The 23,386-nt window shown below is 71.9% G+C and carries 21 protein-coding genes; 5 read left to right on the top strand and 16 right to left on the bottom strand.

The window, feature by feature from the left end; translation table 11 throughout:
* Positions 1-603: 603 nt before the first annotated feature.
* From ISG29_RS13145 to purF, 4 genes are all read right to left on the bottom strand, one after another.
* A complete protein-coding gene (locus tag ISG29_RS13145; RefSeq protein ID WP_194503897.1) occupies positions 604-1,725 on the bottom strand; it encodes a Glu/Leu/Phe/Val dehydrogenase dimerization domain-containing protein in 1,122 nt (373 codons plus the stop codon).
* 154 nt (positions 1,726-1,879) lie between these two features.
* Positions 1,880-2,071, bottom strand: coding sequence for a DUF3073 domain-containing protein (locus tag ISG29_RS13150; RefSeq protein WP_194503898.1), 192 nt, complete (start codon positions 2,069-2,071; stop codon positions 1,880-1,882).
* Positions 2,072-2,274: 203 nt separating this feature from the next.
* Positions 2,275-3,369, bottom strand: a complete 1,095-nt coding sequence (purM, locus tag ISG29_RS13155; RefSeq protein WP_194503899.1) for a phosphoribosylformylglycinamidine cyclo-ligase — start codon at positions 3,367-3,369, stop codon at positions 2,275-2,277.
* 14 nt (positions 3,370-3,383) lie between these two features.
* The gene (gene purF, locus ISG29_RS13160) at positions 3,384-4,934 is read right to left on the bottom strand and encodes an amidophosphoribosyltransferase (protein WP_194503900.1); all 1,551 of its coding nucleotides are present in this window, start codon (positions 4,932-4,934) and stop codon (positions 3,384-3,386) included.
* Between the two features lie 147 nt (positions 4,935-5,081).
* Between purF and ISG29_RS13165 the strand changes: the two genes are divergently transcribed.
* On the top strand, positions 5,082-6,821 hold the full coding sequence (locus ISG29_RS13165) for a sensor histidine kinase (protein ID WP_194503901.1): 1,740 nt from the start codon (positions 5,082-5,084) through the stop codon (positions 6,819-6,821).
* A gap of 23 nt (positions 6,822-6,844) precedes the next feature.
* On the opposite strand, the gene ISG29_RS13170 is transcribed toward ISG29_RS13165, so the two are convergent.
* From ISG29_RS13170 to ISG29_RS13195, 6 genes are all read right to left on the bottom strand, one after another.
* The gene (locus ISG29_RS13170) at positions 6,845-7,321 is read right to left on the bottom strand and encodes a (2Fe-2S)-binding protein (protein ID WP_194503902.1); all 477 of its coding nucleotides are present in this window, start codon (positions 7,319-7,321) and stop codon (positions 6,845-6,847) included.
* A 31-nt stretch (positions 7,322-7,352) separates the two neighbouring features.
* A complete protein-coding gene (locus tag ISG29_RS13175; protein WP_194503903.1) occupies positions 7,353-9,689 on the bottom strand; it encodes a molybdopterin cofactor-binding domain-containing protein in 2,337 nt (778 codons plus the stop codon).
* A gap of 175 nt (positions 9,690-9,864) precedes the next feature.
* Positions 9,865-11,028, bottom strand: coding sequence for a PucR family transcriptional regulator (locus ISG29_RS21700; RefSeq protein ID WP_194503904.1), 1,164 nt, complete (start codon positions 11,026-11,028; stop codon positions 9,865-9,867).
* Between the two features lie 25 nt (positions 11,029-11,053).
* Positions 11,054-12,403 (bottom strand): dipeptidase, encoded by a 1,350-nt coding sequence (locus ISG29_RS13185; RefSeq protein WP_194503905.1) that lies wholly within the window; start codon positions 12,401-12,403, stop codon positions 11,054-11,056.
* A gap of 123 nt (positions 12,404-12,526) precedes the next feature.
* Complete coding sequence (locus ISG29_RS13190; RefSeq protein ID WP_194503906.1) at positions 12,527-12,883, bottom strand: sterol carrier family protein; 357 nt, start codon at positions 12,881-12,883, stop codon at positions 12,527-12,529.
* Positions 12,883-13,467 carry an ArsR/SmtB family transcription factor gene (locus ISG29_RS13195; protein WP_194503907.1) on the bottom strand — a complete coding sequence of 195 codons (585 nt, stop codon included), beginning with the start codon at positions 13,465-13,467 and terminating at the stop codon, positions 12,883-12,885. Before ISG29_RS13195 ends, ISG29_RS13190 begins: the two co-directional genes overlap by 1 nt.
* A 105-nt stretch (positions 13,468-13,572) precedes the next feature.
* Between ISG29_RS13195 and ISG29_RS13200 the strand changes: the two genes are divergently transcribed.
* The gene (locus tag ISG29_RS13200) at positions 13,573-14,853 is read left to right on the top strand and encodes an MFS transporter (RefSeq protein ID WP_194503908.1); all 1,281 of its coding nucleotides are present in this window, start codon (positions 13,573-13,575) and stop codon (positions 14,851-14,853) included.
* A gap of 12 nt (positions 14,854-14,865) precedes the next feature.
* On the opposite strand, the gene ISG29_RS13205 is transcribed toward ISG29_RS13200, so the two are convergent.
* Positions 14,866-15,501 carry a TetR/AcrR family transcriptional regulator gene (locus tag ISG29_RS13205; protein WP_194503909.1) on the bottom strand — a complete coding sequence of 212 codons (636 nt, stop codon included), beginning with the start codon at positions 15,499-15,501 and terminating at the stop codon, positions 14,866-14,868.
* A 108-nt stretch (positions 15,502-15,609) separates the two neighbouring features.
* Here ISG29_RS13205 and ISG29_RS13210 point away from each other — a divergent pair, with 108 nt between their 5' ends.
* Together ISG29_RS13210 and ISG29_RS21705 are read left to right on the top strand one after the other, a co-directional pair.
* Positions 15,610-15,768, top strand: a complete 159-nt coding sequence (locus ISG29_RS13210) for a hypothetical protein (protein ID WP_194503910.1) — start codon at positions 15,610-15,612, stop codon at positions 15,766-15,768.
* A 146-nt stretch (positions 15,769-15,914) separates the two neighbouring features.
* Entirely contained in the window at positions 15,915-16,730 is an 816-nt protein-coding gene (locus ISG29_RS21705) for an Fpg/Nei family DNA glycosylase (RefSeq protein ID WP_194503911.1), read from the top strand.
* Here the strand turns inward: ISG29_RS21705 and ISG29_RS13220 are convergent.
* The 5 genes from ISG29_RS13220 to ISG29_RS13240 all read right to left on the bottom strand — a co-directional run bounded on the left by ISG29_RS13220 (position 16,672) and on the right by ISG29_RS13240 (position 21,563).
* A complete protein-coding gene (locus tag ISG29_RS13220) occupies positions 16,672-17,118 on the bottom strand; it encodes an SDR family NAD(P)-dependent oxidoreductase (RefSeq protein ID WP_194503912.1) in 447 nt (148 codons plus the stop codon). The two genes, ISG29_RS21705 and ISG29_RS13220, sit on opposite strands and share 59 nt — an antisense overlap.
* A gap of 5 nt (positions 17,119-17,123) precedes the next feature.
* Positions 17,124-17,978: an alpha/beta hydrolase gene (locus ISG29_RS13225; protein ID WP_194503913.1), complete on the bottom strand. Its 855-nt coding sequence runs from the start codon at positions 17,976-17,978 to the stop codon at positions 17,124-17,126.
* A 100-nt stretch (positions 17,979-18,078) separates the two neighbouring features.
* Positions 18,079-18,501 (bottom strand): alternative ribosome rescue aminoacyl-tRNA hydrolase ArfB, encoded by a 423-nt coding sequence (gene arfB / locus ISG29_RS13230; RefSeq protein ID WP_194503914.1) that lies wholly within the window; start codon positions 18,499-18,501, stop codon positions 18,079-18,081.
* 175 nt (positions 18,502-18,676) lie between these two features.
* The gene (gene purL / locus ISG29_RS13235; protein ID WP_328829077.1) at positions 18,677-20,968 is read right to left on the bottom strand and encodes a phosphoribosylformylglycinamidine synthase subunit PurL; all 2,292 of its coding nucleotides are present in this window, start codon (positions 20,966-20,968) and stop codon (positions 18,677-18,679) included.
* A 43-nt stretch (positions 20,969-21,011) separates the two neighbouring features.
* On the bottom strand, positions 21,012-21,563 hold the full coding sequence (locus tag ISG29_RS13240; RefSeq protein ID WP_194503915.1) for a TetR/AcrR family transcriptional regulator: 552 nt from the start codon (positions 21,561-21,563) through the stop codon (positions 21,012-21,014).
* Positions 21,564-21,702: 139 nt separating this feature from the next.
* Between ISG29_RS13240 and ISG29_RS13245 the strand changes: the two genes are divergently transcribed.
* A complete protein-coding gene (locus ISG29_RS13245) occupies positions 21,703-23,184 on the top strand; it encodes an MFS transporter (protein WP_194503916.1) in 1,482 nt (493 codons plus the stop codon).
* Positions 23,185-23,386: the final 202 nt, after the last annotated feature.

A 23,386-nucleotide genomic window follows, 5' to 3' on the forward strand; every position in this document is an offset into this window, starting at 1 on the left:
GAAAGACGACCCCGCTTTCACAGTCACCGGGTTTCGACACGCTCGTCGCTAGCGCTCCTCACGGCTCAACCACCGAACCCACCGGGTTCCGACAGCCGAGCCGGGCGCCCGGTGGTTGCGCCGGGCGAGCCGCTTGGCCAGGCCGTGTGGCCGGTGGTTGAGCCGGGCGAGCCGCTGGGCGAGGCCGTGTGCCCGGTGGTTGAGCCGGCCGAGCCGCTAGGCGAGGCCGCGTCGAAACCCAGCGAGGCGAAAGACGACCCCGCTTTCACAGTCACCAGGTTTCGACACGCTCGTCGCTAGCGCTCCTCACGGCTCAACCACCGCACCCACCAGGTTCCGACAGCCGAGCCGTGTGCCCGGTGGTTGAGCCGGGCGAGCCGCTAGGCGAGGCCGTGTCGAAACCCGGCGAGGCGAAAGACGACGCCGCTTTCACAGTCACCGGGTTTCGACACGCTCGTCGCTAGCGCTCCTCACGGCTCAACCACCGCACCCACCAGGTTTCGACACGCTCGTCGCTAGCGCTCCTCACGGCTCAACCACCGCACCCACCAGGTTTCGACACGCTCGTCGCTGGCGCTCCTCACGGCTCAACCACCGCACGGGTCAGCCGACCCAGAGGCCGCGGAGCCGGCCGACCTCGCGCATGCGTGTCTCGGCCAGTCGGTCGGCGGCCGTCGCGGGTGAGATCCCGTCCTCGACGGCGGTGGTGAGGATCCGGCGGGTGGTGTCGAAGAGGCCAGCAACCCGCGCCTGGGCCCGCTCGAAGCTGAAGCCACTGGGGTCCAACTCGTCGGCGACCTGCACCAGGCCCCCACCGTTGACGAGGTAGTCGGGTGCGTAGAGCACGCCGCGGTCCATGAGCGTCTTCTCCAGGCCGTCGTGGGCGAGCTGGTTGTTGGCGGCACCGCACACGATGCGGGCGGTGAGCGCGTCTGCCACCTCGTCGTCGATCGCTCCGCCCATCGCGCAGGGCGCGTAGACGTCGAGCTGCTCGCGGACCAGCGCGTCGGCGTCGGGCACGGCCCGCACCTGCCCGAACTCGGCCTGCACCGCCGCCACGGCGGCGTCGGCGACATCGGTGACGACGACGCTCGCGCCGTCCTCGACCAGGTGCCGCACCAGGTGGCGACCGACCTTGCCGACGCCGGCGACCCCGACGGTGCGACCGGCCAGCGTGGGCTCGCCCCAGGCGACGTCCGCGGCGGCCCGCATGCCCTGGAACACGCCGTAGGCGGTGAGCACCGAGGAGTCACCTGCGCCGCCGTGGGCGACGGTGCGTCCGGTGACGTGGTCGCATTCGCGGGCGATGACGTCCATGTCGGCGGAGTAGGTGCCGACGTCGCAGGCGGTGGTGTAGCGGCCGCCGAGGCTCTGCACGAACCGGCCGTAGGCGCGCAGCAGCGCCTCGGACTTGTCGCTGGCCGGGTCGCCGATGATGACGGCCTTGCCGCCGCCCAGGTCGAGGCCGGCCAGCGCCGCCTTGTACGACATGCCCCGCGAGAGGGCCAGCACGTCGCTGACGGCGTCGGCGGTGCTGGCATACGGGAAGAAGCGGGTGCCGCCCAGCGCGGGACCGAGCGCCGTGGAGTGGATGGCGACCACCGCCTTCAGACCAGAGGCGGGGTCGTGGCAGAACACGACTTGCTCGTGGTCGCCGGACTCGAACGGGTCGAGACCCGGCCCGGTGTGCGGGCTGACGGAGATCTCAGAGGTGCTGGCAGTCATGGGTGGACGCTCCTGGGGTCTGGCCACGGTGATGGTGTGGCTGAGTCGGAGCGGCAGGGGTGGCGCCGCTTCGAGACCAGGCTACGCCCACGAGACGACCCAGCGGGTCAGCCTCGGGCTCGGCCCTAGCCGGGCCGGAGCGCGGTTCGGCGGCTCAGTCGCGCCGAGAGGCGTAGTCGGACCATTCGTCCTCGACGTCGTCGGCGTCGGTGTCGTCGTCCTCGGCAGAGTCGACCGGCTCACCGTGGAGCTCACGCGCCAACGCGTTGAGATCCGTTTCGTGGGTCCGGTACTTCAGGTCGCGAGCGACCTTGGTCTGCTTGGCTTTTGCACGGCCGCGGCCCATAGGGTCCAGCCCCCTCGCACGCTTGGCCGGGGCTCAGTGGCTCCCGGGCTGTCTCTCGAACACTCGTGAGGACAACGCTACCCAATGGTCGGGGGTTCTCGCACACCCCCTCACCGATTCAGCGACGAGATTCGCGTCATGTTCGCCGGCCCGCCCCGTGCGACTCGCATCGAGCCGTGCCCCGTGGGGTTGGACGGCCGCGACTACGACCAGCCGGGGTGCTGGCCGTGGAGGGAGACCGAGCCGCCCTCATCGGCGGAGGCCGCGGAGATCTCGCCGGCGACCCAGGCGTCGATGCCGTAGCCGCCCAGGGTGGCGACCGCGACGTCGACGGAGTCGGCGGGCAGCAGGGCCACCATGCCGACGCCGCAGTTGAGGGTGGCCTCGAGGTCGGCCTGCGACACCGAACCGACCTGACGCACGAGATCGAAGACGGGAGCAGGGGTCCAGGTGCCGCGGTCGAGGCGCGCGGCGAGCTCGACCGGCATCACGCGCTCGAGGTTGGCGGCCAGACCGCCGCCGGTGACATGCGACATCGCGTGCACCGTCGTGCTGCGGGCGAGATCGAGGCACGCCTTGGCGTAGATGCGAGTCGGGGTGAGCAACGCGGAGCCGAGTGCCCCGCCGAGCTCGTCGACGTGACGGTCCAGCGACCAACCGGCGCCGGCGTCCGAGAGCAGCACGTGCCGCACCAGGGAGTAGCCGTTGGAGTGCAGGCCCGAGGAGCCCATGGCCAGTACGACGTCGCCCGGGCGCACCCGTGCCGGCCCCAGCAGGGCGTCGGCCTCGACGACGCCGGTGGTGGCGCCGGCCACGTCGTACTCGTCGGGGGCCAGCAGACCAGGGTGCTCGGCGGTCTCGCCGCCGACCAGGGCGCAGCCCGCCTCGACGCACGCCTCGGCGATGCCCTTGACGATCGCCGCGATGCGCTCGGGCACGACGCGTCCGGTGGCGATGTAGTCGGTCATGAACAGCGGCTCGGCGCCGCAGACCACGAGGTCGTCGACGACCATGCCGACCAGGTCGAACCCGATCGTGTCGTGGGTGTCCATCGCCTGCGCGATCGCGACCTTGGTGCCGACGCCGTCGGTCGACGTCGCCAGCAGCGGCTGGCGGTAGCGGGTCAGGGCGGTGGCGTCGAAGAGGCCGGCGAACCCGCCGAGCCCGCCGATCATCTCCGGGCGGCGGGCCTTCTCGACCCAGCCCTTCATCAGCTCGATCGCCTTGTCAGCGGCCTCGATGCTGACGCCGGCCTCGGCGTAGGCGTTGGTGCCGGGCTGGTCGGGCTGCTCGGTCATGTCCGCTCCTCGGGTCACGGGTTGTTGAGCACGGGCAGCGCCTTGCCCAGCGTCGGGGACGACAAGGAGGCCTCGAGCAGGTGCTTGCCCAGCAGGGACTCGTCGGGCAGCTCGATCGGGTACACGCCGGTAAAACAGGCATGGCAGAGATCGCCGTCGGGCTGCCCGGTGGCCGCGACCATGCCCTCAAGCGAGATGTAGCCGAGGCTGTCGGCGCCCACGCTCGCGGCGATCTCGTCGACCTCGAGCCCGTTGGCCACGAGCTCGGCGCGCGTGGCGAAGTCGATGCCGTAGAAGCACGGCCACTTCACCGGCGGCGAGGAGATGCGCACGTGCACCTCGAGCGCGCCCGCCTCGCGCAGCATCCGCACCTGGGCGCGCTGGGTGTTGCCCCGCACGATGGAGTCGTCGACCACCACGAGCCGCTTGCCGCGCACCATGTGCTCGAGCGCGTTGAGCTTGAGCCGCAGACCGAGCTGGCGCAGCGTCTGGCTGGGCTGGATGAACGTGCGGCCCACGTAGGCGTTCTTGACGAATCCCTGGCCGAACGGGATGCCGGACTCCTCGGCATAACCGGCCGCAGCCGGTGTGCCGGACTCGGGCACCGGCATGACCAGATCGGCATCGACCGGGAACTCCCGCGCCAGCTGGCGGCCCATCTCGACGCGTGCCTGGTGCACGCTGCGCCCGGAGATCGTGGCGTCGGGGCGGGCGAGGTAGACGTACTCGAAGACACAGCCCTTGGGGGCGGGCTCGGCGAAGGTGTGCGAGCGCAGGCCGTCGCCGTCGATCACCAGCATCTCGCCGGGCTCGACCTCGCGCACGACGCTGGCGCCGATGGTCTTGAGCGCGGCGTCCTCGCTGGCCACGACCCAGCCGCGGTCCAGACGACCCAGCACCAGAGGTCGGATGCCCTGGGGGTCGCGCGCCGCGTAGAGGGTGTTCTCGTCCATCCACACGAAGCAGAACGCGCCGCGTAGCAGGCCGAGCACCTCGAGCGCACGCTGCTCCAGCGACGTGTCGGGGTGGTGCGCCATCAGGGCGGTGACCAGCCCGGTATCGGTGGTCGACTCCTCGCGCGTGCGCCGGCCGAGGTCGAGCTCGCCGTCCGGGCCGGGCAGGGCGTCGACCATCTCGCGTAGCTCGGGGGTGTTGACGAGGTTGCCGTTGTGGCCCAGCGCCAGGGCGCCGTCCGCGGTCGGGCGCATCGTGGGCTGCGCGTTGCGCCACGTGCTGGCGCCCGTCGTGGAGTAGCGGGTGTGCCCGATGGCCAGGTGGCCCTTGAGCGAGGCCAGCGTGTTCTCGTCGAACACCTGGGAGACCAGGCCCATGTCGTTGTAGACGACGATCTGACGTCCGTTGCTCACCGCGATGCCGGCCGACTCCTGGCCGCGGTGCTGGAGCGCGTACAGACCGAAGTAGGTGAGCTTGGCGACGTCCTCGCCGGGGGCCCAGACCCCGAAGACACCGCAGGCGTCCTGAGGTCCCTGGTCGTGGGGGTCGAGGGCGGCGGTCAGTCGCCCATCACCCCCTCGTCGGCGTGGGCCGTTGCTCTCGAGGGGCACGGGTGGAGTCTACGGGCGCAGGGCCGACTACCGCGATCCGAGGATGCCTTCGACTCTGTTTCCCGGCACCCATCCCGGCCTATGCTGCCTGCGCCGCCCGCGCGGCCTTCGCGCCCCGGCACCTCCCACGACCCGCACGGACACCCCATGACCAGCACCGCACGCGATCGGCCGATCCTCGCGACCGGCACCCCGCACGAGACGTCGCACGCCGCGCCGTCCGACGACGACAGCCTGCACCTGCTGGCCCGGGGCATCACTCGCATGGCGGGTTTCCAGGTGGCGGTGATCAGCCTGGTCATCGGCGACGAGATCGAGGTCGTCTCGGTGGCCGGCAGCCCGGAGTGCGCCGCCGCGCTACGCGGTGACCGGTTCGCCGTCAGCAGCATCCTCGAGGAGTTGGAGCTCGCCGACGAGTGGGGTCCGCTGCGGTTCATCCCCCACGAGCGCCTCACCGCCCCGCCGTCCGGCTGGATCCCGGACATCGAGCCGATCGACCACCCCGATGCCTGGCACCCCCTCGACGCCCTCTACGCCCCGCTGCGCACCGACGACGGGCACCTGGTCGGGCTGCTGTCGATCGACGTGCCCGACGACGGCCTGCGGCCCGACCCCGCGCGGCGACGGATCCTGGCCGAGTACGCCGAGCAGGTCACCCACTTCGCGGTGCTCGCCCTGGAGCGCCGCGCCCTGGCCGAGCGGTTGCGCATGGCGACGTCCGCACGTCGGGCGATCCGAGCGGCGCCCGCCCACCTGGGACTCGCCGAGGTGCTCACCCGGGTGCGGGCGTCGCTCACCGAGGGTTTCGATGCCGATCGCGCCTGGTTCTGGATCCCGGGCCGCGGTCGGGCGGACGGCGCCCTCGACCTCCCCGACGACATCCACACCCTCGCCGGACATCTGGCCGCGGAGGCCCGTGAGCAGGACCACGTGCTGGTGCTACCGGGCGAGGCGGTGCACAACATCTTCGCCGGCCGCGCCTACGGCAACGCCTCGCTGACGACCGGGGAGATGCTGGTCGCGCCCATCGGCACGAACGAGACCCTGCTCGGCGCCTTCTTCCTCCAGCGTGCCGCCACGGCCCGCCCGTGGTCGCAGCTGGAGCAGGAGGCCGCCGTCGACGCGAGCCACGACCTGAGCCGACTGGTCGCCAGCGTCACCGCGTTCGAGTCCGAGCGCGCGACCGTCGCCGAGCTCCGTGAGCTCGAGGAGTACCGCTCCCGCCTCGTGTCGACGATCGCCCACGAGATCGGCAACCCCCTGGCGGCCATCACCGCGCACCTGGAGATCCTCGACGAGGTCGAGATCGACCCGGAGGTCGCGGTGTCGCTGGACTCGATCCGGCGCAACACGAGCCGGATCACCAAGGTCAGCGACGACCTGCTGCTCCTGGTCCGGGTGGGCAACCCCGGCCACCCGCTGTCGACCCGGACCGTCGACCTACGACGGTGCGTGAGCGAGGCGGCCGACCTCGTCGGCATCGCCGCCTCTCGCAAGCACCAGCGTCTCGACCTCTGCTTGCCGCAGGATCCCGCTGCCACATGCGGCGACGCCGACGAACTGGACCGCATGGTCGCGAACCTGGTGTCGAACGCCGTCAAGTACACCCCCGACGGCGGCACGGTGCGCGTGTCGGTGACGGTGCACGACACACACGTGGAGCTCGCCGTCTCCGACAGCGGGATCGGCATGTCGGGCGAGGACCAGGCTCAACTCTTCGAGCCGTTCTTCCGGTCCACCGCGCCCGGTGCCGCCGCCCAGCCGGGCACCGGGCTGGGCCTGGCCATCGTGCAGCGCATCGTGCAGCGCCACGGCGGCGAGATCCAGGTGACCTCGGCCCTGGGCGAGGGCAGCACGTTCGTCGTCACGCTGCCGCTCGCGACGTGACCTGAGAACCCTGGCCGGGCCGGTCACATCTTCGAGGCGCCCTGCTTCACAGCCTCGCGGATGCGGTTGTAGGTGCCGCACCGGCAGATGTTGCGGATGGTGTCGAGGTCGGCCTCGGTGATCTCGCGGTCCTCGGCGTGCACCTTGTTGACCAGCGCGGTGGCAGCCATGATCTGGCCGGGCTGGCAGTAGCCGCACTGCGGGACGTCGCGGTCGATCCAGGCCTCCTGCATGGGGTGCAGATCCTTGCCGACGGTGTCGGGCAGGCCCTCGATGGTGGTGATCTCGTCGTCTCGCTCGAGGTCTCCCACCCGCACCGAGCACGGGTTGAACGCCTTGCCGTTGATGTGCGAGGTGCAGGCCTTGCACACGTTGATGCCGCACCCGTACTTCGGGCCGTGCACGCCGAGCAGGTCGCGCAGCACCCACAGCACCCGCACGTTGTCGGCCACCTTCACGGTGACCCGCTCGCCGTTGACGATGAAAGTCTGCTTGGGCATGTCTGTTCTCCTCGGTTCTTCCGCAGCGAGCTCAGTAGGTGTACTTGAGGCCGTCGCGCGGGCTCTGCGGCACCGGCGGGACGAAGCTCTTGGGCTTGAACGACAGCTCGTCGTGGTTGATCGGGAACCGCTTCGGCATGGTGCCGGTCGCCCGGGCGTAGGCGCACGCCACGGCGGCGGCGGACGACGGCACGCCGGCCTCGCCGGCTCCTCCGGGCTGGTCGGTGCCGGAGTCGACGATGTGGCACTCGAACTCGGGCGGGATGTTCCACTGGCGGGTGTAGAAGTAGTTGTCCCAGCTGGCCTCGAGGAAGTGCCCGTTGCGCAGGTGGCAGCTGCTGGTCAGCGTCAGTGCGAGGCCGTCGGAGAACCCGCCCATCATCTGGGCCTCGAGCCCGCGCGGGTTGATGACCAGGCCGGCGTCGACCGCGAAGACGGCCTTGGTGACGCGGGGTCCCGTGACGGCGTGGTAGATGTCGCGATCGACGGTCCGTGGTCGGCAGTCGATCTCGACCAGGCAGGCCGTGGAGCCCTTGTACTCCTTGTGGATCGCGATGCCCTGGGCCATCCCCTTCGGCATGGTGCGCCCCCAGTTGCCCTCCTTCGCGACCTTCTCCAGCACGGCCTTGGTGCGGTCGTCCTTGAGGAAGGCGAGTCGGAACTCGAGCGGATCCTTGCCCATCTTCGCCGCCATCTGGTCGATCGTGAGCTCGGCGGCCACCGCGGTGTCGGGCGAGTAGATGTTGCGCATCGAGCCGGTGTTGAAGCGGTCGTCGGTCTCGTTGAGCAGCTGGGTGACGACGCCGAAGTCGTAGGGCAGCTCTTGGGTGAGGGTGAAGATCGTCTCCGAGAAGCCAAGCCCGCCGAGGGTTCTGCCGACCTCGGTGGGGGCCTCGTCGATGGTCGAGGTGATGATCTCGCCGAGGCCGTGGCTGAAGTCGGTGACCACGCTGGTGTTGCGCTGCTCGAAGGTGAGCACCTCGCCGGCGAGCATGGTGGCGCGGATGCGCGAGGTGGCCATGGGGTGCAGCCGACCCTGGCGCGGTTCGTCGGCGCGGTGCCACATCAGCTTGACCGGCTTGCCCATCTTCTTGCTGATCTTCGCGGCCTCGATGGCGTGGTCGCTGAACAGCTTGTGCCCGAAGGAGCCACCGCCGGTGATGACGTTGACCGTCACCTGGTCGATGCTCATGCCGAGCTCCTTGGCGATGTTCTCCTGCGCCAGGATCGGCACCTTGAGGCCGGCCCAGATGGTGGCTCTGTCGTCGCGGACGTCGGCGATCGCGCCGTTGGGCTCGAGCGCGGCGCTGGATCGGAACATGAACTCGAAGTCGGTGTCGACCTGGTCGGCGAGCACCGGCACGTCGGGCACGGCCAGCGGCAGCTCGGCCTTCTTCAGCCGGGCCATGATGGTGCGGTCGGACTCGCCCTCCACGCTGCCGGGGTTCCACACGACGTCCATCGCACGGATCGCGTCGATGCACTGGCCGAAGGTCTTGGCGCGCACCGCCACCCCGGTGTCGACGATCGCGACGTTCTTCACTCCGGGCATGCGCAGGATCTTCTTCTTGTTGCGCAGCTTCTTGGGCGAGCCGTTGAGTGTCGGCGGCCGGCACACCATCGTCGGCAGCGCCCCCTTGACGTGCAGATCCTGGATGAACTTCTTGCGACCGGTGACGGCCAGCAGCGCGTCGTCGCGGTTGCGGGCGGTGCCGATGACCGAGAAGTCACCGGCCTTCTTCAGTTCGACGTCGACCTGCTTGGTCCGTGGCGAGGCCGCCTTCGAGGCCAGTTCGCCGTAGGTCAGCGACGAACCGTCGGGGGCGCTCACGACCCCGGCGCGGGTGGTGAGCTGATCGGCGGCGTACCCGAGCTCGGCAGCGGCCGCGTCGAGCAGTGCGCCCTTCGCGATGGCCGCGGCCACGCGGATCGGGGTGTAGGTCGACACGGTGGTGTTCGAGCCGCCGGTGAGCTGGTTGAAGATCAGCTCGGGGCGGGCCGGGGCGAGGCCGACCTTGACCTGGCCGGGGTCGATGTCGAGTTCCTCGGCGATGATCATCGCCGTCGAGGTGGTGATGCCCTGGCCGACCTCCATGCGGGGCAGCTCGAAGGAGGCCGTGCCGTCGTCGTTCATGGTGACGGTGATCAGCTGGGACGTCGGCAGGGCGGCGTCGGTCTGGAGATCCTCGAGGTCGTAGAGCTCGGGCACCTGCGGGCCTGACGGCACCGACGCCCGGGCGACACCGCGCCCCAGCGTCAGGTCGGCGGCGGTGACGAGCGTGGCGCCACCGAGCACCCAGCCCACGAACGAACGGCGGCTCAGACCCGCAGCGGGGGTGGGGTCGACGGCTTGGGCCTGCACAGACATGAGGAGTCCTCCGAGTAAGCGACTGCCCCCGAGCGAGGGAGCGCAGCCCGGGAGACCCCTACGGTGACAGCCGTCACACGAGGGCGCCATCACCCAGATGACGTCATTTGGATGCCCAACATTGTGCAGTGTGCACAGTAACGCGCCGAAGGAGCGCCTCTTTACCTCCCAGGTCTCAACGAGATGCTGTGCCCTGCAACCGGTGAGCGCGCAGCGCGAGCTCGAGCTCCAGCGGTGGACGGTCCTCCTCCAGTCGCTCCCCGGTGAGGGCCTCGACTCGACGCACCCGGTTGACGACGGTGTTGCGGTGACAGTGCGCTACGGCGGCCGTCGCCACCGCCGATCCGCCGCAGGCCACCCATGCCTCGAGCGTGCCGACCAGCACGTCCGCCTCGCCCCGCGGCCGCGCCAGCACCGGCGCCAGCCAGCGCTGCACGAGGCTCTCGGCCACCGACGGCGAGCCCAGCAGCAGCGCCTCGGGGAGTCGGTCGCCGTAGGACGTGACGCCCGGCCGCCCCGCCAGAGTGCGCCAGGCCAGGATCGCCTGCTCGAAGGCCCGCTCGCCGTGCGCCAGTCCGGCCATCGGCTGCGAGATGCCGACCGCCCCCTGGCCGACCCGGTGGAGCGCCTGGAGTACCGGGGCCAGACCCTGCGTCAGCAGCACCAGCCCGACGACGTCCCGGCCGCGCCGCAGCCAGGCGCCCGGCAGCAGGCCCGGCGCCGAGGTGCCGTCGAGCTGGTCGGCCACGATCGCCACGAAGTCGCCGTCGTCGGGTAGGTCGAGGATCTGTGCGGCCCGGTGGGCGAAGCCCGGGTCGGCGGCCCGCCCCGACATCAGCCCCTCCCACAGATCGGTGCGCTGCTGGGCATCGACACGGGCCCGCTCGCGCTCGAAGCGGTGGTAGGCCGAGGCGACCTGGGCCGAGCTCGCATCGACCACCTGCCAGAGCCGGCTGCCGACCTCGAGCAGGTCGACCTGGTGCTCGGCCATCGCTGGCGCGGCGAGCAGGTCGTCCCAGATCAGGCGCCCACCGAGTCGAAAGGAGCGGAGCACGTCGTCGAGAGGCAGGCCCTGCTCGGCGCGGCGACGTCCGGTCTCGCGGGCCGCCTCGAACGCCGGATCGGTGGTCGAGGTGGCGTCGACCTGCTGCTCGAGCAGCAACGCGAACACCCGCTCGATGTTGTCGTGGCACGAGCGCCAGAGGTCATCGCGCGGGACGACGCCCATCTCGCGGTAGCCCGGGTTGCCGGCGTCGATCAGCTCGACCAGGCGGTCGGCGAGCGCCGCGGCACGCTCGCGACGGTGCCGGTCGATGAGGTCGAGCGTCTCGGGCCCCACGTCCTCCTCCTCGGCCGCGCCCGGTTCAGCCCCGGGCGCCGAGGTTGCGCAACAGCAGCGTCTCGGCCAGTACGACCCGCTCGAACTCGGCCAGGTGCAGGCCCTCGTTGGCGCCGTGGGCGCGGGTGTCGGGATCCTCCACGCCGGTCACCAAGACGCTGGCCTGCGGGAATGCGTCGAGGAACTCCGCGATGAACGGGATCGACCCGCCCACGCCCATGTCGACCGGTTCGGTGCCGTCCCAGGCCTCGGCGAAGGCCGCGCGAGCGGCGTCGTACGCCGGACCGGTCGCGTCGATCGCGGTGGCCTCCCCCGTGTCGACCACCGTGGTCGAGAGCGTGGCGCCCCACGGCACGTGCCGCTCGAGGTGGCGCTGAAGGCACGCGACGGCGTTCGCGGTCGTGTCACCCGGGGCGATGCGCATCGAGATCCGGCAGCGGGCGGCGGGCACGAGGGTGTTGCTGGCGCCGTCGACCTTGGGGGCGTCGAGGCCGGTGATCGACAGCGCCGGCTTGGTCCACAGCCGCTCGACCGAGCTGCCGGTGCCGATCCACTGCACGTCGGGCGTCGCACCGGACTCCGCGCGCAGCCGCTCCTCGGGGTACTCGACCTCGGCGGCCGGGGTCGCCTCCAGGCCGTCGACGGCGACGTCGCCGGCGTCGTCGTGCAGGGTCGCGATGAGACGGCTCAGGGTCATCAGCGCGTCGGGCACCAGCCCGCCCCACATGCCGGAGTGCACGGCGTGGGTGAGCGTCCGCACCTCGACATCCATGCGCACCAGACCGCGCAGGCTGGTGGTGAGGGCAGGGACGCCGATGTCCCAGTTGCCGGAGTCGGCGATGACGATGACGTCGGCCGAGAGCCGGTCGCGGTGCTCGGCGAGCAGCGCCGGCAGGGTCTCGGAGCCGACCTCCTCCTCGCCCTCGATGAACATCGTGACCGTGACCGGCAGGTCGTCGCCGAAGACCCGCAGCGCACCGAGGTGTGCCGCGATGCCGGCCTTGTCGTCGGCCGCGCCCCGTGCGAAGAGGCGGCGTCCGGTCGGCGAGTCGCGCTCGGTGGGCTCGAAGGGCGCGGAGTCCCAGTCGGCGTGGTCGTTCTCGGGCTGCACGTCGTGGTGGGCGTAGAGCAGCACCGTCGGCGCCCCCGGCGGACCCACCTTGTGCGCGATCACGGCCGGCGCCCCGCCGTCCGCGCTGACGATCGCGGTGCGGAAGCCCTCGGCGTCGAAGAGCGCCCTGACCGCCTCGGCACTGCGCCGCACCTCCCCCGCCCGCGCCGGGTCGGCACTGACGGACTCGATGCGCACTAGGTCCTCGAGATCCTTCCGGATGCCGGGCAGCACGGACTGGACACGGGCACGCAGGTCACTCATGGCCGCAACCTAACCCGCGAGGGGTCGCAAATCGTCCCTCGAGGGGTCGCAAATCGCGCCTCGAGGGGTCGAGGCGCTCGCAATACTTGACCCCTGGAGCAGCGATTCGCGACCCCTCGTGCCTCACAGGGGCAGGTACGGCGTGAGGTCCGTGCGCTCCCCCGAGGCCGCGACCCGATGGGCGGTCAGGGCGTCGGACCAGGTGAGGTCGCCGGCGGCGAGGGCGATCCACGTGACGGCGTCCGTCTCGATCACCGCAGGCGGGGTGCCGCGCGTGTGCCGGACGCCGGCGATGCACTGCACCGCCGCGTAGGGCGGTACTCGCACCTCCACGGAGTGCCCCGGCGCACGCTCCTCGAGGATCGCCAGGAAGTGCTTGACCAGGAGACGCAGGTCGGCGCGCTCGGCGGCGCCGCCGTGCACCGCCTCGAGCGCGGCCTCGACCTCGGACGGCGCCGCCCGGCGCAGGCGGGCGGGCATCAGGCCTCGCCCCGCTCGGCCGCCTGCGGGGCCGGGTGCGGCATGAGCATGACGTGCGCCAGGTAGGTGCGGCGCTCGTCCGACGCCCCGTCGCCGGTGCCCTGGGTGCGGGCGACCCACTGGTCGAAGAGGGTGCTGAGCTGGTCGGTGAGCTCCCGGGCCTCCTCCTGCGTGAGGCGGACGGCGGTCACGATGGTCGAGCGGTGGGCCTCGTCGTCGCGGGGCACGGCGTAGGCCGCGTCGACGTACCCGTGCGCCTCGGCCGCCGCGGTGCTCATGTAGACCTGCACGGCCTCGCGGCCGCCGGGTTGGCCGGCCAGCGCCTTGCCGTTGACCTCCAAGCCGTCGGCGTCGGCCCGCCAGACCCGGTCACGGCCGTCGCGGGCCAGCTCGGGGGCCTCCTCGACCAGGCCGTACTTGGCGAGCTGACGCAGGTGGAAGCTGGCCTGGTTGGCCGGGATGTCGAGGGCCGAGGCGACGTCGGCGGCCCGCATCGGGCCGGTCGCCCGGAGCTCGGTCAGCACGCGGTTGCGCACCGGGTGGGCGATCGCGCGCAGCACGGTGACATCGACGGGTCGGGACACGTGCACACCGTATCGAGCCGGTCGCTCGACTCTCGGCCAGAACTTCGCACGTTTTATTGCGCACGCTTACTTGCGCACTGTGTGTTGCGCATCTATGGTCGCGATATGACCACCGCCGCGGCTCCCCTCCGCCGTCACCACGACTTCCGCCTCCTCTGGGTCGGCCAGACCCTCAGCGAGCTCGGCACGCACGTGAGCTCGTTCGTCTTCCCGCTCGTCACCTACGCCCTCACCGGCTCGACGTTCCTCGCCGGCTGCGTCGGCGCGGCCCACCTGCTCGGCCTGGTCGCGAGCTTGCTGCCGGCCGGCGTCCTCTCCGATCGCGTCGACGGCCGGCTGCTCATGCGCTCGGCCTCCGCCCTGGGCGCGCTCGGCTACGCGAGCCTCGGCCTGGCCGCCTGGTGGGGTCACCTCACGCTGACGCACCTGCTGGTCGTGGCGCTGGCCGGCGGGGTCGCCGCAGGCATCTTCATGCCGACCGAGACCGTCGCCGTGCGGCGGGTCGTCGAGCGCGATCAGCTGCCCGCGGCGCTGAGCCTGAACGCCGGGCGCCAGTACGCGGCGTCCATCGTCGGCGGGCCGCTGGGCGGCGCGCTCTACGGGCTGGCCCGCTGGCTCCCCTTCGCGGCGGACGCCGTGAGCTATGCGGTCTCCTGGCTGCTCCTGGGGCGCCTGCGGGCCGACCTGCGCCCCGAGTCCACCGGGGAGCCGCGCGCCTCGATCCGACGCGAGCTGCGCACAGGATTGGGCTACGTCGCCGCACACCCCCTCTTCCGCACCCTCGCCGGATGGGCCTTTCTCGCCAACCTGTCGATGAACGCCCTGTTCACGGTGGCCGTGCTGCGGCTCGTCGCCGACGGCGTCGACCCGCTGCACCTCGGTCTCGTCGAGACCGCCGCGGGAGTCGCGGGCGTGCTCGGCGCGATCGTGGCCCCGTGGCTGATCGAGCGCCTGCCCACCGGCTGGCTGACCATCGCGGTCGCGTGGAGCCCGCTACCGCTCGCACTGCCCATGGCCTGGTGGGGCCACCCGCTGGTCGTCGCGCTCGGCCTCGGCCTGGTCTCGGTGCTCAACCCCGCCGGCAACGCCGGGATGACCAGCTACCGGCTCACAGTCACTCCCGACGAGCTGGTCGGGCGGGTGCAGTCCTCCACCCAGTTCGTGGCGATGTGCTCGCTGCCACTCGCGCCCGTCACCGCCGGAACGCTGCTCGCGCTGCTGGGCGGGCAGGGCGCCATGCTGGCCGCCGGCCTGCTCTGCGCCGTCACCGCGCTCGTGCCGACGCTGTCGCGGGGGGTACGACGCGTGCCGCGGCCGGTCGTATGGCGAGAGGCCGTGGCCTCCCGCGAGGTCGACGACGGCCGCGTGCTCACGCCGTCGACCTGAGCACGTGGCGACTCAGCGGGAGAGGTGCGGGCCGAGCAGGTCGCGCAGGAGGTCGAGGGCCTCGAGCGCACGCGCCCGGTCGCGGTGGATACCACCGACGGCTACCGCCCCCTCGAGCACGATGAGCACCTGCCCGGCCAGGCGCCGAGCCAGGGGGTCGCCGAGCCCGGCGTCGAGCAGGATCTGCCGCACGCCGCGCTGCACGTTGACCAGCGACTGCTGCACGGTGACGAGCACGGGGTCGTCGCCGTCGGCCAGCTCGGCCGCGGCATTGACGAGCGCACAGCCGCGGAAGTCGACGCCGTCCTGCTGGGCAGGCAGCCGGGCGTAGCCCCGTGCGTACGCAAGGACGCGCTCCAGCGGATCCTCGCCGGCCTCCTCGAGCAGCTCGGCCAGTCGTCGCTGCCACCGCTCCTCGCGCGCGGCGAGGTAGGCCGACACCAGCCCCTCCTTGGAGCCGAAATGGTTGTAGAGGGTGCGCTTGGAGACCGCCGCCTCCTCGGCCAGACCGTCGACCCCGGTGGCCGTGATGCCCTGGCGGTAGAAGCACCGCTCGGCCGCGGAGAGGATGCGCTCGCGCACCGTGCCCGGCTCGGCGAGGGCCTCGTCGCTCCGAGAACGGGGGGCGTCGGTGGTGGCGGCAGTCATGCCCTCCACGGTAGTACACCGATCGGTGTTGACCCAGGTGCACCGGTCTGTGTACCTTCGACCCCAGGAGAGTGCACCGATCGGTGTACCCAGGAGATGGGAGCCCAGATGACACACCACGCCGCACCCCACCACCGCCTCGGCCGGGCCCTGCGCTCCTGGGCCGCCGCCGAGAGCCGACGCACCCCGCCGATGTCGCGGGCCGAGGCCTTCTCGATCGGCCTCGGCGCCCAGCCCTTCCCGAAGCGCGACCGCCGACGGTCCTGACCGTCGTTCGACGACCCTGCGCCGGGTCACCTGAAAACTCGCGCCGGGTCACCTGAAAACTCGCGCCGGGTCACCTGAAAACTCGCGCCGGGTCACCTGAAAACTCGCGCCGGGTGGGTGGTGGGTGTGCTGGCTAGGGTCGGGGAGTGCCCGAGGGAGACAGCGTGTGGAAGGTGGCGCGCTCGCTGGAGAAGGTGATCGCGGGCCGTGAGGTCGTGCGCTCGGACTTCCGGGTGCCGCAGTTGGCCACCCGGGATCTCTCCGGCCGCAGCGTGGTGGCGGTCGACACCCACGGCAAGCACCTGCTGACCCGATTCTCGGGCAACGCCACCTTGCACAGCCATCTGCTCATGGACGGTGAGTGGAAGACCACGCGCCCCGGCAAGCGGCTACCGCCGCACCTGCAGCGCATGGTGCGCGTGGTGATCGAGACGACCGGCGGGTCGGCGTGGGGGCTGCGGATGCACCAGCTCGAGCTCGTACCCACCGATCAGGAGCACCGCGTCGTAGGGCATCTCGGCCCCGACCCCCTGCGGTCGGACTGGGATGCCCCCGAGGCGGTGCGGCGACTGCGGTCCGAGCCCTCCGTGCCGATCGTCAGCGCGCTGCTCGACCAGACCAAGATGGCCGGGCTGGGCAACCTGTGGGCCAACGAGCTCTGCTTCCTCGCCGGGGTCTCACCTTGGACGCCGGCCGGGGACGTCGACCTCGAGCGCCTCGTCGAGCGGGCGGCCACGATGCTGCACCACTCCGCCACCGTGCCGGGCGCCTACCAGGCCACCACCGGCCTGGGCCGCCCTGGCCAGAGCCACTGGATCTACGGCCGGGTCACCGGCGGGTGCCGCCGCTGCAAGGGCCCGGTGCGCCGGGTCGACGAGGTGGCGAACGACCGCGCGAACCGCATCACCTACTGGTGTCCGCACTGCCAGCCCGGTCCGGGTCCGGAGGCCCGGCAGCGGTGACTCGCACTGCGACGCCCGCTCCCGCGCCTTCGACGCACGCGACCACCCGCGCCGGGTCGGAGCAGCTCACGGCGGTGCCGCAGCCGAGGTGACGGGCCAGGTCGGCGCTCGCCTCGGGGTCGCCGCCGGTCAGGACCAGCGCGTGCGCCCCGCCGAGATCCTCGACCCGCGCCGCGAGCAGCCGCCGGTCGCCGGGGTCGCCCGGGTCGGCCTGCCACGACCACGCGGCGACACGGGAGCGCCGCACCTCGGCCGCCGTCCGCTCGGCCGCCGCGGGGTCGGGGTCGACGCACAGCACACCGGCGCCGACCCGCCCGAGACGCACGGCCACCTCGCGGCCGGCGCCGCCGCCGGCCCCGGTCACCACGCAGGTGCGCCAGCGCAGCACGGGACTCAGGTCCGCTGGGTGATCGTGTCGAGGTGTTCGAGCGTCGCCGACCATGCCTCGGAGTCGGGGTCGATGAGGGTGAAGTGGCCACCGCTCCTCACGGGGCGGAGCTCGGCCGTCGCGCCGGCACTGGTGGCGGCGTCGACGTAGGCCTGCGACTGGGCGAAGGGCACGACGTCGTCGTCCTGGGCGTGCACGCACCACACGGGCACCTCGAGCGGCACCATGCGGATCGGGTCGACGTCGGCGTCGCCCGGCCCCGGCTCGTGGCCGAGGAACGCGGCGACCGCTCCTCCGCCGAGGCTCGCCCCCGCCACGAGGTCGAGCACGCCGGCCTGCGACACGACGTGGGTCAGCACGCCGCCGGCACCCGCCCAGGTGACGAGATGCCCACCCGCGGAGTGCCCGATGCCGACCACCGGCACGCGCGACGGATCGGTCGGCAGGTCGCCGGCGCGGTGCAGGGCGGCGAGGTGGTCGAGGGCCGCGGCCACGTCGTCGAGGGTCTGCGGCACCCCACCGCCGGCGCCCTCGCCCGAGCCCACGCGCCGGTACTCGATCGCCCACGTGGCCCAGCCCTGCTCGACCAGGCTCGGCACCAGCGGCTGGGCGTACTCGATGCCGTAGGCCGCCCGCCAGAACCCGCCGTGCACGACGACCGCGACGCCGCGCGGATCGCCGCCCGGCAGGCTCAGCTCACCGTACTGGCTGGGATCCTCGCCGTAGACGAACCGCTTCGGGCCCGTGGCCTGCTGCGGCATGGGCGGAACCTCCTTCGGGCCGGCGCACCCGGCCAGCCACCACACGAACGGCCCCACGAGGGGCAGGGTCAGCAGGATACGACGGCGCACGGAGGTCATTCGGCGCGGCTGGCATCGTGGGTGGGTGGCGGTGCGTCATCACCCGATGGCCCCGGCGGATTCGGTCGACAGCTCGCCGCCCGGGTCGGACCGGGGCCGCTCACGACCAGTCCCCCGCACGCCCCCGCTTCACCTCGCCACGCCGCTTCTTCGCGTCCAGTCGACGCCGCTGCGAGCCGCGGGTCGGCTTGGTCGGACGACGCTTGGCCGGCGGGGGCATCGCCCCCTGCCTTACCAGGTCGGCCAAACGCTCGCGGGCGGCTCGTCGGTTGTCGAGCTGGCTGCGGTGTTCCTGCGCGGTCACGGCGAGGACGCCGTCGACGAGGCGGTCGGCGTACCGCTCGCGCACCCGGGTGCGGACGACGCCCGGCAACGACGACGCATCGACGTCCCACAACAGCTCGACCCGGCTGTCGGTGGTGTTGACGCCCTGACCTCCCGGCCCCGATGACCGCGAGAACCGTTCGACGAGCTCGGAGGCCGGGATCACCAGGGTGCGGGTGATGCGCAGGTCGTCGGCCATCGGGCCATCATGCCGGGAACAGCCGGAGGCCCCGGTGGTTGAGCCGGGCGAGGCGCTAGCCGAGCCCCGTGTCGAAACCCGGTGAGCCGAAAGTCGGCGTTGCCTTCACAGTCTCCGGGTTTCGACGCGCTCGTCGCCAGTGCTCCTCACGGCTCAACCACCGGCGGGGGCGAACTCAGGCCAGAGCGGCGGGCAGCGTGGCCGTCCACGCGGACCGCACCTCGAGCAGGGCGAGGGTGAAGAGGTCGTCGACCTCGATGGCGCCGCCGCCGGTCGTGCCGATCGTGGTGACGGGCACCCCGTGGCGCCCGGCCAGCGAGGCGAATCGCGTGAGCTGGCCGTCGGGCACGGTGACGAGCACGCGGCCGGTGGACTCGGAGAACAGCGCGACGAACGGGTCGTCGTGCACGTCGGCCAGGGACACCTTCGCGCCGACCATGCCGGGCAGTGACGCCTCGACGAGGGCCTGGGCCAGACCGCCGTCGGAGAGGTCGTGAGCGCTGGAGAGCAGCCCCACGGACTCCCGCAGCAGCTCGGCCAGCGCCCTCTCGCCCTCGAGCGAGACCGCCGGCGGGCGACCGCCGAGGTGGCCGTGCACCACGTGCGCCCACTCCGAGCCCGAGAGCTCCTCGCGGGTCTCGCCGAGCAGCAGCACCCGATGTGCCGCCTCGGTGAAGGCGGACGGCGTGCGCCGCGTGACGTCGTCGATCACGCCCAGCACCGCGACCACCGGCGTGGGCAGGATCGCGGTCTCGCCGGTCTGGTTGTAGAGGCTCACGTTGCCGCCGGTGACGGGGATGCCGAGCTCGGCGCAGCCGTCCTTGAGACCTCGGCAGGCTTCGGCGAACTGCCACATGACGGCTGGATCCTCCGGCGAGCCGAAGTTGAGGCAGTCGGAGACGGCGAGCGGGCGGGCGCCACCGGTGGCGACGTTGCGGTAGCTCTCGGCCAACGCCAGCTGCGCGCCGGTGTACGGGTCGAGACGCGCGAACCGGCCGTTGCAGTCGGTGGCCACCGAGACGCCGAGGTTGGTCTGCTCGTCGATGCGGATCATGCCGGAGTCGGCCGGCTGGGCGAGCACGGTGTTGCCGCGCACGTAGCGGTCGTACTGGTCGGTGATCCAGGACTTGTCGCACAGGTTCGGTGAGGCCGCGAGCCGCAGCACGGTGGAGCGCAGGTCGGCGCCGGACGACGGCCGCGGCAGCGCCTCCGCCCCGTCGGCCTGGAGCACGTCCATCGAGTCGGGCCGGGCGAAGGGCCGCTGATAGGTCGGGCCGTCGTGCGCCACCGAGCGCGGCGGCACGTCGACGACGCGCTCGCCGTGCCAGTCGATGTGCAGCCGACCGGTGTCGGTGACCTCGCCGACCACGACCGCCTCGACGTCCCACTTGGCGCAGATGGCGAGGAACGCCTCGACGTCGTCGGGCTCGACGACCGCCATCATGCGCTCCTGGCTCTCGCTCATGAGGATCTCCTCGGGAGCGAGCGTGGAGTCGCGCAGCGGCACCCGGTCGAGCTCGACGTGCATGCCACCGTCACCGGCCGAGGCGAGCTCGGACGTGGCGCACGAGAGGCCCGCACCACCGAGGTCTTGGATGCCGGCGACCAGGCCGGCGGCGAAGATCTCGAGCGTGCACTCGATGAGCAGCTTCTCCATGAAGGGGTCGCCCACCTGGACGCTGGGCCGCTTGGCCGGGCCCTCTGCGTCGAAGGTCTCCGAGGCGAGCACCGAGACACCGCCGATGCCGTCGCCGCCGGTGCGAGCGCCGTAGAGGATCACCTGGTTGCCCACGCCGCTGGCCTTGGCCAGGTGCAGATCCTCGTGACGCAGCACGCCCACGCACAGCGCGTTGACCAGCGGATTGCCGAGGTAGGTGGAGTCGAAGACGGCCTCGCCACCGATGTTGGGCAGGCCGAGGCAGTTGCCGTAGCCGCCGACGCCGGCCACGATGCCCGGCAACACCCGGTGGGTGTCGGGCGCGTCGAGCGGACCGAACCGCAGCGGGTCCATCACGGCCACGGGGCGCGCGCCCATCGCGAGGATGTCGCGCACGATGCCACCGACACCGGTCGCGGCGCCCTGGTAGGGCTCCACGTAGCTCGGGTGGTTGTGCGACTCGACCTTGAAGGTCACCGCGTAGCCCTGGCCGACGTCGATGACGCCGGCGTTCTCGCCGATGCCGGCGAGCATCGTGCCGACCGGGGTCTCCTGCGGCAGCTCGCCGAACTGGCGCAGGTGCACCTTAGAGGACTTGTAGGAGCAGTGCTCGCTCCACATCACCGAGTACATCGCGAGCTCGGACGACGTGGGCCGGCGGCCGAGGATCTCGCGGATGCGTGCGTACTCGTCGGCCTTGAGACCCAGATCTGCCCACGGCTGGTCGCGCCCGGGGTCGGTGGCGGCCAGCGCCACGGTGTCCAGGCTGGAGGACTTGCCGGACGAGGTCTTCGCGGGAGCGTCTGCCACGCCCCCGATGCTATCGGGGCCGCAACGCGTGCCCGACCGGTGGCTAGCGGACCAGCAGACCGTCGGCGATGACCTCGAGCATCGAGTGCACGGCGGCGGGGTCGACGTCGCTCTGGTCGGCGATGGTGGCCACGCCGCCGACGAGGCGGCAGACCTGCACGGTGTCGACGTCGGGTCGCAGGGCGCCTCGCTCCTCGAGGACGCCGAGCACCTCGGCGCTGGCGTTCTTGAGAACCTGGCACTTGGTGGCGATGGGCGATCCCTCCACGCCCATCGCGGAGGTGATCTTGGCCGGGCCGCCCTTGTGGAGACTGATCAGCGCGACGTAGCGCTCGAACCAGTCCAGCAGTCGCTCCCGGTCCTCGCCCTCGTGCGCCCGGGACTTCTCGGCCGCCTCCTGCACGCGGTCGACCCAGCTCTGCATGATCGCGTCGACCAGGGTGTCGCGGGTGGGGAAGTGCCGGTAGAGGGTGCCGGCGCCCACGCCGGCCTGCTTGGCCACGAGATCGAGGGAGGCGTCGTAGCCCTGCTCGCGGAACACCTCACGCGCGACCTCGACGATCCGGTCCCGATTGCGCTGCGCATCGGCGCGCATCACACACCTCCAGGCGAGCAGATTCCACGTTCGTACTTGCTATCCGGAGAGTGTCTCCGTATCGTCGATGACGCAACCGGAGGAACTCTCCGGTCGCAGTCTACGTCGGCCGACCCGGCCAGAGAAGGACCCTCGACACATGTCCCAGACCGCGACCACCCGCGCCGCTCTCACCTCCCCCGACCTGCCCACCGACCTGCCCACCGACCTGCCCACCGACCTGCCCGCGAACGCCGGGCGCGCCGCGACCGGCATCCTCATCGTGCTCATGGCGCAGCTGATGCTCGTGCTCGACGCCACCGTCGTGAACGTCGCCCTGCCGCACATCGGCTCCGCCCTCTCCTTCACCCCCGCCTCACTCTCGTGGGTGCTCACCGCCTACACGCTCGCCTTCGGCGGCCTGCTGCTGCTCGGCGGACGGCTGGGCGATGTGTTCGGTCGGCTCCGGCTCTTCGAGATCGGGCTGGCCACCTTCACCGCAGCCTCCTTGCTCGGCGGCCTCGCCCAGACCCCCGAGTGGCTGATCGCCGCCCGGGCCGCCCAAGGCGTCGGCGCCGCGCTCGCTGCCCCGAGCGTGCTGGCACTGCTCACCACCAGCGCCCCCGACGAGGCCGCACGCAACCGGGCGCTGGCCTTGTTCGCGGCCGTCTCCTCCGGCGGCGCCTCGCTCGGTCTGCTGCTCGGTGGCGTCGTCACCGACCTCGGCTCGTGGCGCTGGACGCTGTTCATCAACGTGCCCATCGGCCTGGCGGTGCTCGCCCTCGCGCCGATGTTCGTCACCGACACCGCCCGGCGCCCGGGACGGTTCGACGTGGTCGGCGCCCTCACCGCGACCGGCGGGGCCGTGGCCCTGGTGTGGTCACTGGTCGGCGCACCCGACCACGGCTGGACCTCGCCACGCACGGTCGGCGGCTTCGTCGTCGGCCTGCTGCTGCTGGCAGCTTTCGCCCGCACCGAGACCCACGTGGCCCACCCGATGGTGCAGCCGCACCTGGTACGCAACCCACGCCGTGTCGGGGCGCTGGTGATGATGGCCCTGGTGGCCTCGGCCCAGTTCTCCCTGTTCTTCCTCGTCGTCCAGCTGATGCAGCGTGAGCTCGGCTTCGGGCCGCTCGCCACGGGCGTGGCGTTCCTGCCGCTCTCGCTGGGCATCTTCACGATGTCGCGCTTCACGCCCCGGCTCGTGGCACGGTTCGGTCCGGCGCCGCTCGTGACGCTCGGCGCCCTGGGGCTGAGCGTCGGCTTCTTGCTGCTGGCCGGCTACAGCGCCGGCGACGGGTACTGGCCGATGGTCTTCGTGCCGCTGCTCCTCAACGGCCTCTCCGCCGGCCTGGTGTTCATGCCGATCACCGGCATCGCGCTGGCCGACGTGGAGCCCGAGCACGCCGGTTCGGCCTCCGGCCTGCTGCAGACCACCCAGCAGCTCGGCGCGGCCGTCGGCGTCGCGGTCGTCGTGTCGGTGTACGCCGCCGGCGCGGTACCGGGGCAGTTCCTGCCCGGCGCCCCGGCCGGCTTCCTCACCTCGGCAGCGTTCGGCACGATCGCCTTCGTCGTCGCGGTCACCACCCTCGTGGCCTCGCGGCGCAACGTGCGCCGGATCGCCGTCGAACCGGTCGCCTGACTCGCCCCTGCGGCCCGTCTCCCGGCCCGTCTCCCGGCCCGTCTCCCGGCCCGTCTGCCGGCCCGTCGCACCCTGGTGCGGCGGGCCGGTTTCTTTACGGTGGATTGGTCGATAACTGCACTGGTGTACCGGTCACATGGGCTCGATTGGGATCAAACGTCAGCCCCCCTTACGAACTACACATCTGTAGTTCCAGTGAACG

Origin of the sequence: Nocardioides acrostichi (assembly GCF_015319165.1) — a bacterium.
GTDB lineage: Bacteria > Actinomycetota > Actinomycetes > Propionibacteriales > Nocardioidaceae > Nocardioides > Nocardioides acrostichi.